Source organism: Brachyspira suanatina (assembly GCF_001049755.1).
Taxonomy (GTDB): Bacteria; Spirochaetota; Brachyspiria; order Brachyspirales; family Brachyspiraceae; genus Brachyspira; species Brachyspira suanatina.
Window position 1 is genome coordinate 379093 of record NZ_CVLB01000002.1, and the last position, 15348, is coordinate 394440.

10 protein-coding genes are annotated in these 15348 nt (G+C 25.5%); 5 read left to right on the plus strand and 5 right to left on the minus strand.

Annotation, left to right across the window (positions count from 1 at the left end; translation table 11 throughout):
* Positions 1 to 33: 33 nt before the first annotated feature.
* Positions 34 to 1137 (minus strand): homoserine O-acetyltransferase MetX, encoded by a 1104-nt coding sequence (gene metX / locus BRSU_RS11265; protein WP_048595472.1) that lies wholly within the window; start codon positions 1135 to 1137, stop codon positions 34 to 36.
* A 61-nt stretch (positions 1138 to 1198) separates the two neighbouring features.
* Positions 1199 to 2494 carry an O-acetylhomoserine aminocarboxypropyltransferase/cysteine synthase family protein gene (locus BRSU_RS11270; protein WP_048595474.1) on the minus strand — a complete coding sequence of 432 codons (1296 nt, stop codon included), beginning with the start codon at positions 2492 to 2494 and terminating at the stop codon, positions 1199 to 1201.
* Between the two features lie 453 nt (positions 2495 to 2947).
* On the opposite strand from BRSU_RS11270, the gene BRSU_RS11275 reads away from it, so the two are divergent.
* Together BRSU_RS11275 and hcp are read left to right on the plus strand one after the other, a co-directional pair.
* A complete protein-coding gene (locus tag BRSU_RS11275) occupies positions 2948 to 3385 on the plus strand; it encodes an RrF2 family transcriptional regulator (protein WP_048595476.1) in 438 nt (145 codons plus the stop codon).
* 35 nt (positions 3386 to 3420) lie between these two features.
* Positions 3421 to 5070 (plus strand): hydroxylamine reductase, encoded by a 1650-nt coding sequence (gene hcp, locus BRSU_RS11280; RefSeq protein ID WP_048595478.1) that lies wholly within the window; start codon positions 3421 to 3423, stop codon positions 5068 to 5070.
* A 70-nt stretch (positions 5071 to 5140) separates the two neighbouring features.
* On the opposite strand, the gene BRSU_RS11285 is transcribed toward hcp, so the two are convergent.
* Together BRSU_RS11285 and thiE are read right to left on the minus strand one after the other, a co-directional pair.
* Positions 5141 to 6070, minus strand: a complete 930-nt coding sequence (locus tag BRSU_RS11285) for a thermonuclease family protein (protein ID WP_048595480.1) — start codon at positions 6068 to 6070, stop codon at positions 5141 to 5143.
* Positions 6034 to 6735 (minus strand): thiamine phosphate synthase, encoded by a 702-nt coding sequence (gene thiE / locus BRSU_RS11290; RefSeq protein ID WP_048595482.1) that lies wholly within the window; start codon positions 6733 to 6735, stop codon positions 6034 to 6036. Before thiE ends, BRSU_RS11285 begins: the two co-directional genes overlap by 37 nt.
* 1039 nt (positions 6736 to 7774) lie before the next feature.
* Between thiE and BRSU_RS11295 the strand changes: the two genes are divergently transcribed.
* From BRSU_RS11295 to BRSU_RS11305, 3 genes are all read left to right on the plus strand, one after another.
* Positions 7775 to 9349 carry a tetratricopeptide repeat protein gene (locus BRSU_RS11295; RefSeq protein WP_048595484.1) on the plus strand — a complete coding sequence of 525 codons (1575 nt, stop codon included), beginning with the start codon at positions 7775 to 7777 and terminating at the stop codon, positions 9347 to 9349.
* A gap of 42 nt (positions 9350 to 9391) precedes the next feature.
* Positions 9392 to 11647: a tetratricopeptide repeat protein gene (locus BRSU_RS11300; RefSeq protein ID WP_048595486.1), complete on the plus strand. Its 2256-nt coding sequence runs from the start codon at positions 9392 to 9394 to the stop codon at positions 11645 to 11647.
* Between the two features lie 105 nt (positions 11648 to 11752).
* Positions 11753 to 14017: a tetratricopeptide repeat protein gene (locus BRSU_RS11305; protein ID WP_048595488.1), complete on the plus strand. Its 2265-nt coding sequence runs from the start codon at positions 11753 to 11755 to the stop codon at positions 14015 to 14017.
* Between the two features lie 269 nt (positions 14018 to 14286).
* On the opposite strand, the gene lgt is transcribed toward BRSU_RS11305, so the two are convergent.
* Entirely contained in the window at positions 14287 to 15228 is a 942-nt protein-coding gene (lgt, locus tag BRSU_RS11310) for a prolipoprotein diacylglyceryl transferase (protein WP_048595490.1), read from the minus strand.
* Between the last annotated feature and the right edge of the window lie 120 nt (positions 15229 to 15348).

Consider the following 15348-nt stretch of genomic DNA (forward strand, 5'->3'; position numbering starts at 1 on the left):
CAAGCCTTTATTTTTTTATATAATATTAAAATATTAATTATTTAAAAAATTTTTTATATATTTAGTTTGTTCGCTATTTTTCAGCAAAAAGGCATCATGTCCGTAATTAGATTCTATTTCCTGAAATGTTGTATCTATATTAGAATGCTGATAAGCAGCAACTATCTCTGCAGACTGTGTACTTGGATAAAGCCAATCTGATATAAAAGATATTACTAGAACTTTTTCTAAATTAATATTCTTTTTATGTTTTATTTTTTTTATTTCATCTTTAACGTCAAAAAAATCCATAGCTTTAGTAAGATATAAAAAACTATTAGCATCGAATCTTGCTGTAAATTTTTCTCCATTATAATGAAGATAATTTTCTACTTCAAAAGAAGGTGTAAAATATTTAACAGCTGTTTTTCTCTTTCTTCCGAATTTCTTTCTCATATACTCTTCACTCATGTATGTTATATGTCCAAGCATTCTAGCTAACGCAAGACCTCTGTCAGGAGATGACATACCATAATACTTTCCGCCGTACCATTCAGTATCTTCTGTTATCGCCTGTCTTGATATTTCATTCAAAGCTATCTGCATAGGAGAATGGCTCATAGAACTAGCTATTACTATTGCTTTTTCCATCATTTGAGGATAAGTTGCAGTCCATTGTAATACCTGCATTCCTCCCATAGAACCGCCGGCCACGCAATAAAGTTTATTTATTCCTAAGCTATCAATTAATATTTTTTGAACTTTTACTATATCTTTAATTGTGAAAGTTGGGAAGTCTGTACCATAATATGAATGGCTATTTGGTTTTTTGGAAGAAGGCCCTGTTGTTCCGCTGCAGCCTCCTAATACATTTGAACATATTACAAAATATTTATCTGTATCTATAGCCTTTTTCTTACCAACAAAATTATCCCACCAAGCAAGAACATCAGCATCTCCTGTAAAAGCATGGCATACTAAAATAGCATTATCCTTATTTACATTTAAATGTCCGTTTACAGTATATGCTATAGTTAATTCATTTATTGAAGCTCCGTTTTCAAATTTGAAAGGCTTCTCATAATTAAAATATTTAACTTCTGTTTTTCCTTGTTCATTGTTTTCTTTTTCTTTTTTATTTTTTATAATATTCTTCATAAAATAATCCTCTTATTAAAACAGGAGTAATTACCCCTGTTTTTTATATTTAAATTATTTATTATTTATTTGCTATAGTTAAAGCCTCATCTAAATAATAAAGTATATCATCAATATGTTCTATACCTATTGAAAGTCTTATAAAGTTTTTGCTTATTCCTCCCTTTTTCAATTCATCTTCAGATAATTGTGAATGAGTAGTGGAAGCAGGATGTGCAACTAAACTCTTAACATCTCCTACATTCACCAAATGAGAGAATAATTTTATATTGTCTATAAATTTAACTGCAGCTTCATATCCGCCTTTTATACCGAATACAACCATACCTCCGAATTTATCTTTTAAATATTTGCTTGCTGTAGCATAAGACGGATCATTTTTAAGTCCAGGATATCTTACCCATTCAACTCTATCATCTTTTTCTAAAAACTCAGCAACTTTTAAAGCATTAGAGCAATGTCTGTCCATTCTCACTGCCAAAGACTCTGTTCCCTGAATGAATATCCAAGAGTTATCAGGAGAAAGACAAGCCCCCAAATTTCTAAGAGGTACAGTTCTTACTCTCAAAGCAAATGCTATATTTTTAAGTTCATCAGGCAAATCATAAGCCCATCTTAATCCATGATAATTTGCATCCGGTTTTGAAAATAGAGGGAATTTATCGCTTTGCCAATTAAAGTTACCGCCGTCAGTGATTATTCCTCCTACAGCACTTCCATGTCCGCCTATCCATTTTGTAAGCGAGTTTATTACAATATCGGCACCATGTTTAATAGTTTGCAAAAGATAAGGAGTTGTAAAAGTTCCATCTATAACTAATGGTATTCCGGCATTATGTGCTATTTTAGCAACTGCTTCAATATCTGTAAAATCTAATGAAGGATTTGAAATTGTTTCTATAAATATTAATTTAGTTTTATCAGTTATAGCTTTAGCAAAATTCTCTGGATCTTTAGCATCTACAAATTTTGTGTTAATTCCTAGTTTAGGAAGTATTGCTCCAAATTGTGAATATGTTCCTCCATACACATTGAATGCAGAAACTATTTCATCTCCAGCCTCACATATAGTGATTATAGTATAAAAAATAGCATTTGTTCCTGAAGATACTGCAATAGATGCCTTACCGCCTTCCATAGCTGTAATTCTTTTTTCTAATACATCTGCTGTAGGATCTCCTAGTCTTGTATAAATATAACCGAGTTCTTTCAAATCAAATAAGTCAGCAGCATGTTTTGAATCTCTAAATAAATATGAAGTAGTTTTGTATACCGGCACTCCTCTGCTTCCGAATGTATCATTATAATCCTGTCCTGCATGTGCAGCTAATGTTTCAAATTTCAATTCTCTTGACATCTTTAATACTCCTTTATATTAATAGATTAAAATAAAAAAAGCCGCCAAATAACTTTGACGGCTTTAAAGTACAAAATAAAAAATAAATTATTATTTACAGCCATCATTATTAAACATACACATTTGCATGAGGCAAAACATTTTGTTCATAACGATGATTGTCTTCATTTACAATATTTCCTAATATATTTATTTAATAATTAACTATAGATTATATATCAATATAAAATTATTGTCAATAGTAATTAATTTTATTTTTCTTAGATACTATCATTACACTTTACAATCTTTTGATTCTAATTTGCTTAAAAATAATTTAATAAGTATAAATGCTTGGTATGTGATTAAAATTTTAAACCTGATTAGAAATTCTTTTATAATAAAAAATTATATAGTATTGACAAAAAATTAATTTGGTATTATAGTACCAATATACTAAATAAGGGGACTAGAATGATTCAAATATCAGAAGCTTCAGCTATAGCATTACATTCTGTTGTATATATATCTATAAAAGATTTTGCATCTCTAAAGGATATAGCAGATAGATTTGATGTATCTTCAAATCATTTATCAAAAGTACTTCAAATGCTTGTAAAGGCTGGATATATTACTTCTTCAAAAGGTCCGGCCGGAGGATTTAGAATAGCTGAAGGAAAAGAAAATACTTCATTTCTTGAAATATATGAAACTATAGAAGGCAAGAATTGGGAAAGAAGCTGTTTGTTTCATTCTAAATGTGACAAATATTGTTCAAGCTGTATAATGGGTGATTTAGTTAATGATATAAATAGAAAATTCAAAAATTATATGGAAAGCCATACTATAAAAGATCATTATCTGTTAGATAAAGATTTTAAAATAAATAAAAAAACAAATGATAAAAAATAAAAACAATAATAAACAAATAGAGGAGTAATTATTATATGGATAATAAAATGTTTTGTTATCAATGTCAGGAAACAATGAATAATACAGGCTGTGTTATATCAGGAGTATGCGGTAAAAAGCCAGATTTAGCATATTTAGAAGATTTACTTGTACATGTAACTAAAGGACTTTCTAATATAACAACTGCTATAAGAAAAGAAGGTGGAAAAGTAGATAAAAAAATTAATCATGATATAACATTCAATTTATTTACCACAATAACAAATGCCAACTTTGATAAAGAAGTTTTTTATAAAAGAATAGAATATACTTCAAAACTTTGTAATGAATTAGCAAATCAGGTAAAGGATAAATCATTAATACTTGAAGAATCTTTATGGACACCTAAAAGTAAAGAAGATATATATGCTAAATCAAAAACTGTGGGAATACTAGAAGAAAAAAATGAAGATATAAGAAGTTTAAAAGAAACAGTTGTATATGGAGTTAAGGGATTAAGTGCTTATATAAGGCATGCCAATATGCTTGATTATGAGAATGAAAATGTAGATGCATTCATACAAAGAGCTTTAAATGAAACATTAAGAAATGATATAAATGCTGATGAGCTTTTGTCATTGGTGCTTGAAACAGGAAAAAATGGAGTTGATGGAATGGCTTTACTTGATAAAGCTAATACATCTACTTACGGCAATCCAGAAATTACAAAGGTAAATATAGGTGTTGGTACAAATCCTGGTATATTAGTTTCAGGACATGATTTAAAGGACATAGAAATATTATTAAAGCAGACAGAGGGTACAGGAGTAGATGTATATACTCATTCAGAAATGCTTCCTGCTCACTATTATCCGGAATTAAAAAAATATAAACATTTTGTAGGAAATTATGGCGGAGCTTGGTGGGATCAAAGAAAAGATTTTGAAAACTTTAATGGTCCGATACTTATGACTACAAACTGTATAGTACCGCCTTTAGAAAGTTATAAAGATAGAGTATATACAACAGGTGCTGCTGGTTATGAAGGATTGAAACATATAGAAAGTCATACTGATAAAGAAAATGATAAAGACTTTACTCCTATAATAGAGCATGCAAAAAAATGTAAAGCCCCTAAAGAAATAGAAAGCGGTTTTATAGTGGGAGGATTTGCACATAATCAGGTATTATCTCTTAAAGATAAAATAGCTGAAGCCGTTAAATCTGGAGCTATAAAAAGATTCATTGTAATGGGCGGTTGTGATGGAAGACATAAAGAAAGAGAATATTATACTGAGTTTGCTAAAAAACTTCCTAAAGATACTATAATATTAACAGCAGGATGTGCTAAATACAGATATAATAAATTGGATTTAGGGGATATTAACGGTATACCTAGAGTATTAGATGCAGGTCAGTGCAATGATTCTTATTCATTAGCAGTTATTGCTTTGGGACTTAAAGATTTATTTGGTTTAGAAGATATTAATGATTTACCTATAGTTTATAATATAGCTTGGTATGAACAGAAAGCTGTAATAGTTTTACTTGCTCTTTTATATTTAGGAGTTAAAAATATACATCTTGGACCTACAGTACCTGGCTTCTTATCGCCTAATGTAGTTAATATATTAGTTTCAAAATTTGGAATATCTGGAATAACTAATGTTGATGAAGATTTGAAAAAATTTAATTTAACAGCATAAACTAAATAGAAACACAACCCAGATTTTATTCTGAGTTGTGTTTTATACAGAAAAGTAATAATTAAAAATATTATCTGTTCTCGCTTCTGAATTTGGCTGGATCTGTGAATGGGCGTCTACCTTGAAATTTCGATAAATAAACTATATTGCTTGCTATATTTACAAATCCGTTATCTCCGTATTTCATTATGGTTTCTTTGGCTTGCTTGTCTTTCATCATAGAATATGCTAATGGAGTATCATCTATAAATAAATGACATAGTATACGCCCAAAAGCATCATAAGAGCCTACGAGCATGCTAACATTTGAAGCATTATTAATTTTGTTTTCAACATAGTCTTTAACATTGGTTCCATAGTTCTGTTTTAATTCAGGTGCATCAAGTCCTATAAATCTGTAATAATTATCTTTGTATTTTATAGTATCGCCGTCTACCACTCTTATAGAATTTTTATCGAGGGCTTTTAAATATTTTGACAGCTCTTTATTGTAGTTGGAATCTATATTATAAAAATCTTTATTTGTAAATGATAGAAAAAGTTTTGTATTGTAAGAATCTTTTAGAGTTAAATATTCATCGCTGTTTATATAGTTAATATCTAAAACTACATGGCTATAATGAATTTTAAAAAATCTAAGTTTATCAATCAGCTTATCATCGCTAGCATAAAACATAATTTTGTCTTTGAAAAATAAAGTATAAAAAATTAGTTTGAACTTGCATATAAATTTTATGCTTGGAAAATGAGTTTTTATATATTTTTTATCATCATTTCCAGCATACAATACATAAACTTTATCTCTGTTTTTTATATAATCATATATAATGCTTGCTTTATTATTTTCTATCATGCTTATTATTGATTTTGAGTCAATGATTAAATCTTTGCTTTCTTTAAGATTAGAAGTTTTTATAATAAAAATAAAAGCAAATATTATAATGACAGTATAAATACAAGCCTTTATAATCTTTTCATTTTTTTGATTAGAAGTTCGCATTTAGCTTTTATATCCTCAGAAGATACTATCTCTGTAAGCATGCATAAACTCATAGCTTTATGTTCTATAAGCAAATCCATATTATTTAATTTTATTCCGCCTATACAAACGAAAGGAATATCTAAATTTTTAACTACATAATCAAGATAATCAATACCAGTAGCTTCATTAGCATCAGGTTTAGTATTAGTTGAAAATATAGGTCCTATTCCAATATAATCAGCACTTGTATGAATGGCTTTTTCTGCCTGTTTTTCATTAGTGGTAGAAAGACCAACTATTTTATCGTATCCTACAATTTTTCTTACTACTTCGATAGGCATATCTTTTTGTCCTATATGAACTCCGTCAGCTTCAACTGCAATTGCCAAATCAGCATAATCATCTATTATAAACAAAGCATCATACTCTTTCGTAAGCTCTCTAATCTTTAAGCATTCTTCATACTTTTCACGCATATATTTATTAGGGTTGTCTTTTTCTCTGTACTGAATGATTTTAATTCCGGATTCAAGCATTGATTTTACAACTTCAATATTATTTCTGCCGTTAGAGAAATCTTCTGCTGTTACGCAGTATATTGAATCTTTAAAATATTTCTCTTTTAATATCTCTCTTCTTTTATTTATATCTTTTGTATTTATTATATCTTGTATACTTTTCATAAATAATTCCTAAAATTTATTTATTACATTTTATATTTTTTCAAATATTAAGTAAAGTATAAAATTATTCGCACGCAGATCATAGTAATAAATATTAATAGATTAACATTCATATTTTTTTATCAATAAAGAGAAATTGATTAACCGTGCGTTAAATAAATTTTAAATTTAATTAACACTTGGGCGGGTGCTGGAAATTCTGATTATGGTAATAAAGTAAATAAAAGTTAAAATATAAAAATAAAGTAATTAAGAATAAAGGGCGTGGTATATGAATAAAGTTTTAAAACTTAATTACATTTGCCCACCCTCTAGGCTTTTTAATTTTTTCTGATATTTTTGTATTACTTTTCTTTTAAACTTTCAATAGTTATTTTAGCTGCCCACCCAAGTTGTATTTAAATTTATTGTATACTCACCGCACGCAGAATGAAGTTTATGAATATGAATTAATTAGTAATGGCATGATAATTATATAAAAGATTTTGTTTACCGTGCGTTGAGGAAATTCTAATATAATAAAAAATAGAAATTAATATTTATTTTTATATCAACTTTTCCCGTGGCAAAAGTTGCAAAAGCACATATTATTTTAATTTTTTATTTTGAATTATATTTATAATATAAATTGATGATAATAACATTTAAATTATATATAAAATGTAGCTTACCATGTGTTAAATAAAATTTTAAATTTTGTCAATTTTTTTATTCAACTTTTTCCCGCCGCATACGCTCTGCGTACTTCGTCAAAGTTTCAAAAAATGCAAAAGATTTATCTTCGTTGTTTGGAATATGTATTGACTATAAAATAATACTTGTATTTTAGGTAAAAAATGCAGTTCTTTTGGTTCTTTTATACCAATAAAAGAACTGGGGGTGTGGGGGCTAGTCCCCACAAATAATAAAAATAATAAAATAATTTTTAACAAAATATAGTTGTTTAGGTATATATAAAAATAATCAGTTTTTGCGACATTTTTTGTCATAGCATTACTTTATAATATAAATAAAGAGTTAATTAATAGGGCTAATGATTATGTATAAAACTATAAAAGAAAAAATTAAAGAAGCAAAAGAAATATTATCAAATGAATCAGAAAATAAAGAAGCATTAAAAACACTATACACATCATATATGCAGATTGAAAACTATAAAAAATCAAAAATATATTTAGAGAAATATTTGGAGATAGAAAAAAATAATTATAATGCTTGGAAAATATTAGGTAATTACTTGGATATGTATGGTAATTTTAAAGAAGCTGAAAAAGCATATTTGAAGGCTCTTGAAATTAATGATAAAGATATAAGAGTATTTGCTAATTTAGCAAGAACTTATATTGAATTAGATGATAAAGATAATGCCTATAAAACTATACAAAAAGCTATTGAATTAAAAAGCAGCGATGAAACAATTACAATAGAAATATCAAATATTCTATGTTCGATAAATAAATATGATGAAGCTATTAATCTGCTTGAAAATTTTTATCAAAACTGTTATTCAAAATCTTTAACTGAACAATTAGCATATATTTATGAAACAGTACATAGTTATGATAATGCTGTAGAGTTATATAAATTATTATATGATGAAAAATCACTTTTAAATATATATCTATACTCAACAAATCAATTCAAAGAAGCAGCAAAAATTTGCAGAAAAAATATATACAGGGATTATTACGATTACGGATATGAATTAGCTGATATATATTTATTTCTAGGATACAGTAAAAAAGCAATAAAAATACTGAAATTGGCGAAAGATAATGATAAACATTTTTATATGCTAGCTTATATGGAAAGATTAGCTAAAATTTATGAGTCTATTAAAAAATATTCCAAAGCAGCATATATGAGAGAAAAAATGGCTGATATTGATCCTGATGAAGAAATAAACTGGGCTTATTTATCAAAATACAGATTTTTATCTAATGATTATGACAGAGCAATAGAAGCAGCAAAAGAAGCATTAAAAATAGATAAAGACTATATAGTTCCTTTATATTATCTTGCTGCAAGTTATAAAAAACAGGGAAAAGATAAAAAGGCTTATAAAATATATAATAAATTAATAAGTAATTTTGAAAACAGAGCGGAAATATTAAAAAACTTTTATTATAAAAATATGTATAAGTACTGTGAAACAGAAGAAGAAAAAGAAGATTTTCATAATACTGATTGGAAATATGAAAGAGTTAGTAAAGAAGAATTATTATACACATTATTAAGCTATAAAGATTTAGTAGAATATCAAAAAATAAAAGAAGTTTTTAATGATTACATATACAGAGAAAAAGATAATAATAAAAAAGATATACATTTTTTTGAAAGTAAAAATATAAAAACATACATGAATGAATTTCATTATAATGATGGTTATATAACTTCTATTGAAATTGGAGAAATATTTGAAGAATTAGAAATGTATGAAGAAGCTTTATTTATATATTTTGATGTTCTAAATAAATATTCTTATGATGAAAAAATAGGCATTTATCATAGACTTTACAGCTGTTATAAAAAATTAAATAAAGATGATTTGGCAAAAGAAATATTGAACATAGCAAAAGACATAGGAATTAATACAAATAATTTTGATGAATAATAAAGTTATAAATTAATTTTTTAGAAAAAATAGGAGGATAAAATGCTAGATAATAAAAAAAATTACACAATAGAAGAAATAAAAGAATTAATAAATAAAAAAATAAATAATGAAGAACTTGAATATGATGATGTACTTTACTATAAAGAAGCTCAAGAAATATTAAATAATCATTTAAAAAATGATCCTAATAATAAAGAATTATTATTTTTATTAGCTCTGGTGCAGTATGAGGATTCATATTTTAATAATAAATATAAAAAATTAAGAATAACATTAAAAAAACTTTTAAATCTTAATTATAAAAAAGATAAAGTATTATACTATTTAGCAGCATCATATTATTATGACAGATATTATTATGATAATAATAAAAAAATACAAAAAGAAATTATTGAATTATTAGAAAATACTATTGAATTAAATAATAAAGATTCTGAATATTGGTATTTACTTGGAACAGTACATTTCTTTGTTATAAAAGATTATGATAAAGCTATAGAGTTTCATAAAAAAGCAGCTGAAATAAATTATACAGAAACAATTTGTAACAATAAAGAATATTATTATTATAGATTAGGACAAATAAATTTATATTTAGGAAAAAGCCAAGAGGCTATAGAAAATTTTAAAAAAGCTATAGAAGATTCGATAGATTGTTTTAATGATTTTTATAAAGCATCTGATTATTGGCATTATTTAGGCTTAAGCTATGAAAAAAACGGACAGTATGATGAAGCTTTGAAAAGTTATAAAATGGCATTAGATATAGATGTAAGAAGCGAGTTAGATGATTATTTTTATGATTGTTTAAAGGCATTAAAATCATTGTATGATTTATATAAAAAACTCGGTAAAAATGATGATGCTTTGTACGCCTTGAAAGACAGTATAGAAAAAGATATATCAGCACCATTTATGATTATAACTTTTGGTGATAAGGATTTTAAAGGAAGCGAAACTTATAATGATATAGTTCAGGCATACACTGATATTATAGATGGTAGTTGGCATTATTGTCAGTCAAATGCATGCCGTGAAGAGCTTGCAGATCTTTATAGAAGATATGGAGAATATGATAAAGCTATAGAATTATATAATCAAATATCTATAGAAAATTATAAAAATATAGCTGAAACATATATAAAAGCAAAAAATTATAAAAAGGCAATAGATACATATAAAATTATTATAAAAATGTATCCTGATAATGAATTGAATTATTATATTGATATTGCCCGTACTTATGAAGAGGCAGAAAATTATAATGAGGCTATTGATTATTACAATAAAGCTATAGAAATTGACAGTGAAAATTCGGACTATTATATTAATATTGCTGAAATATATAAAAAATTAGAAAACTATGAAGAAGCTGTTAATTATTATAATAAAGCTATAGAAATTTTAAATGAGCCATGCGAATATCATGAAAAATTAGCAGAATGTTATGAAAGTCTTGAAAAATACAATAATTCTATAGAAGCATATAAAGAATATTTAAAAATAGATTATAAACCATTCTTATATGATATATATACAAATGGCAGCAGTAAACTTGATACATTAAAAAAGATTGCTTCTTTATATGATAAACTTAATGATATAGAAAATAGAAATTTATATTATGAAAAAGCCATAAAAAAATGCAGAAAACTTATAAAAAAAGATAAGAGAAACAAAAAAAGATATTTAAAAGAAATAGCATATATTTATATAAAAATAGGAAATAAAGAAAAAGCCTTTGAAATATATAATGACTTAATAAAAAACTATAATAAAAAAATATCAAGAAATAAAAATAATTATGGGCTTTTTGAAAAACAGGCTAATTTATATTTGAAAATTGATGATAAAGAAAGTACATTAGAAACATACAATAAAGCTATAGAAGTATGCCTTAAAAATATAAAAAGTTTTGAAAATAAAAAAATATCGATTTCAGATAATGATGATAAAAATAAAATAAGTTCTTATATGGAAGGTTTATCATATTTAGCATTTTTCTATCAAAAAGTTTCAAAACCAGAAAACTGTATTAATATTTATGAAAAACTTATAAAAATATATGAAGAAAATATAACAGATGATGAAGAGAGTACATTTTACTTAGAATCTATTGCAGAGCTTTATATAAAATTAAATCAAAAAGATAATGCTTTAAAAACATATAAAAGGATTTTAGAAATAGATAAAGATAATAATGAAGCAAAAGAAAAAATAAAAGATATAGAATCAGGAAAAGAGGTAGAAACAGCAGACATTTTTGAATTATGGAATAGGAAGTATAAACAATAGGAGAAAAGATAAATAGTATTTAAATAATAAAAGCCTAATATGTTTTTATTTATCATACTAGGCTTTATTAGCTAATTAATTTTTTAGAAAAAATAGGAGAATAAAATGTCTGATAATAAAAAAAATTACACAATAGAAGAAATAAAAGAATTAATAAATAAAAAAATAAATAATGAAGAACTTGAAGATGACGATGTGCTTTACTATGAAGAAGCTCAAGAAATATTAAAGAAGCATTTAAAAAATGATCCTAATAATAAAGAATTATTATTTTTATTAGCTCTGGTGCAGTATGAGGATTCATATATTAATGATGAATATAAAAAAGTAATAACAACATTAGAAAAACTTTTAAATCTTAATTATAAAAAAGATAAAGTTTTATATTATTTAGCATCATCATATTATAGGTATTGCTATTACAATGATTATGAAAAAATTATTCAATTATTAGAAAATGCAATTGAATTAAATAATGAAGATTCTGAGTATTGGTATTCATTAGGAGATGTACATTTTAATATAAAAAAAGATTATAATAAAGCTCTATACTATTATAAAAAAGCAGCTGAAATAAATTATACGGAAACAATTCATAACCATAAAAAAGATTATTATTATAGATTAGGACAAATAAATTTATATTTAGGAAACAGCAAAGAGGCTATAGAAAATTTTACAAAATCTATAAATATTTCATCTGAAGAATATTTTCTATCTCAAATACTGCATTATTTAGGCTTAAGCTATGAAAAAAACGGACAGTATGATGAAGCTTTGAAAAGTTATAAAAAGGCATTAGATATAAATGTAAGAAGTGAGTTAGATGATTATTTTTACAAAAAATTTTATACAATAAAGTCATTGTATGATTTATATAAAAGACTCGGTAAAAATGATGATGCTTTGTACGCCTTGAAAGATAGTATAGAAAAAGATATATCAGCACCATTTATGATTATACCAGATGATGATAAAAATTTTAAAAGCGAAACTTATAATGATATAGTTCATGCATACACTGATATAATAAAATATTGTTATTATTCAAAATATACATTTGTTAATGAATTATCAGACTTATATAAAGAAGCTGCATACCGTGAAATGTTAGCATACTTATATAAAAGATATGGAGAATATTATAAAGCTATAGAATTATATAATCAAATATCTATTGAAAATTATAAAAATATTGCTGAAACATATAGAGAATGTAAAAATTATGATAAGGCAATAGATATATATAAAATGCTTATAGAAATATATCCGGATAATAAATTAAATTATTATATTGATATTGCTCATATTTATGAAGAGGCAAAAAATTATGAGGAAGTTATTAATTATTATAATGAGGCTATAGAAATTTGTGATACTATATACTATTTTAAAGAGATTGCTTATGCCTATGAAAAGTTAGAAAAATATGATGAAGCTATTAAATTTTATAAGAAACAGATAGAAATTATTGAAAGTTATGGTATAGATGGAACAGATAAATTGCATGAAGAATTAATGAATAGTTATATGAAATTAGGAGATAAGCAAAAAGTAATAGAAACTATAAAAAATAGGAATTTAATTTCTTTTGACAATATTAGTATTTATTATAAAAAAATAATTGATGCTTATGCAAAACTAGGAGATAGGCAAAAAGCAATAGAAACATATAATTCTATGATAGAGTGCTATGAAAAAAATACAGATGAAGATAAAGATTACTATCAATTTCTAAAATATTTAAGGGATTTATATTTAAAATTTGATGATAAAGAAAAATCAGCAGAAACATATAATTTTATAATAGAGTGCTATGAAAAAAATATAGATGAAGATAAAGATTATTATCAATTTCTAAAACATTTAGGGGATTTACATTTAAAATTTGATGATAAAGAAAATGCATTAAAAACATACAATAAATCAATAGAATTATGTATTAAAAAAATAGAAGATTTAAAAAATGAAAATGCATTAGATACGATTGAAAAATATAAAGATTGTTATATGAAAGATTTATCATATTTGGCATTATTATATCAACAAGTTTCAAAACCAGATAAAAGTATTCCGATTTATGAAGAGCTTATAAAAATATATAAAAGCCTAATAACTGACAAAAATGATTTATCAGACATATTTTATTTGAGTTCTATTGCAGAGTTATATATAAAGTTAGAAAATAAAAATGAAGCTTTAGAAACATATAAAAGAGTATTAGAAATATATACAAATAAGAGTCAAGATACTAAAGACGAAAAAGAAAGAAATATTGAATTAGTAGAAAAAAGAATAAATGATATAGAATTAGGCAAAGAAGTAGAAACAGCATGTATATTCACACTATCATCTAGGAGATATTCATAATATATACCTAAACAACTATATTTTGTCAAAAATAAATTTATATTTTTGTTTTTATATCTGGGGCTTTGCCCCATACACCAGTTCTTTTATTGGTATAAAAGAACTGTGGGGTTACGAAGTACGCAGAGCGGTGGGGCTAGTCCCCACAAATAACCTAAATTTAAAATTGTATTTTTTGACAAACTCTAAAATGATAATATTATAAAAAAATAAAAGCCTAATATCTTTTACCACACTAGGCTTTATTATTAAGTTGATTGTTAATCAATTTATTTCTTTTTATTCTTTTTTGCTTCTTTTGTATTTACTTCAAGTGCAGGATTATAATCTTTTCTTGTGTAAATATAAACAAGCATAACAATACCGATTAACATCATAGGCATAGAATAAATAGCACCTGCTGTGATTGGGCCTACAGTCCATTCTGTAATGTCCCTTGCAAACTGTTCTATTAAAGTTCTGAAAAGTCCGTAAAGGAAAATCCAAACCCAAAGCCTTGTACCTGGTCTTATATTTTTATTCTTTTCGCTTAAATAACCTATTAAAAAAGATACCAAAGCAAGAACAATACCTTCAAGAAATGCTTCATATAATTGTGAAGGGTGTCTTAATTCTGTATATGGTCTTATTGCTGGAAACATTGAAGCCCATCTATCATAACCGCCTACTGCATCATATAATGGAAATTTCATTCCTAAAAAAGAATCTGTAACTCTTCCGTAAAGTTCAGCATTCATAAAATTTCCAATTCTCCCAAAGAATAAACATAAACTAGCAGGAAGTGTGCCGTTATCTGTGATATTATAAAAATCATATTTGTACTTTTTGCTGAATATAAATAATGCCATAAACATTCCTATAAATCCACCATGAAATGACATTCCAGCAAAACCAGTAAAAGTAAATCCATTATCAAGATTAATACCTATTATTTCCCAAGGTGTTAAAAAACTTTTTGGCGAATAGAAAAGAAAATAACCAATTCTAGCCCCAACTATAGCCCCAACTGCGGCATAGAATACCATGTCATATATACCGCCGTTTTTTTCATCAAGATTGAATTTTATCCAGCCTCTTTTTTTAACAAAATATAGAATTATGCATGAAGTTAGAATACCAACTATATACATAAGTCCGTACCATCTTATAGCACCTAATATTGGTATGCTAGGCGGAAATACATAAGGAGTAAAAAATTCAGGATATGTCATATATTTTCCTTAAAAAATTTATTAATTATTTTTATATACTAATTATTTTTTATAATAGCAGATTTTTAATATAAGATAATACATTGAAATTATTAATCTATCAAGTGTTTATATGTTGGA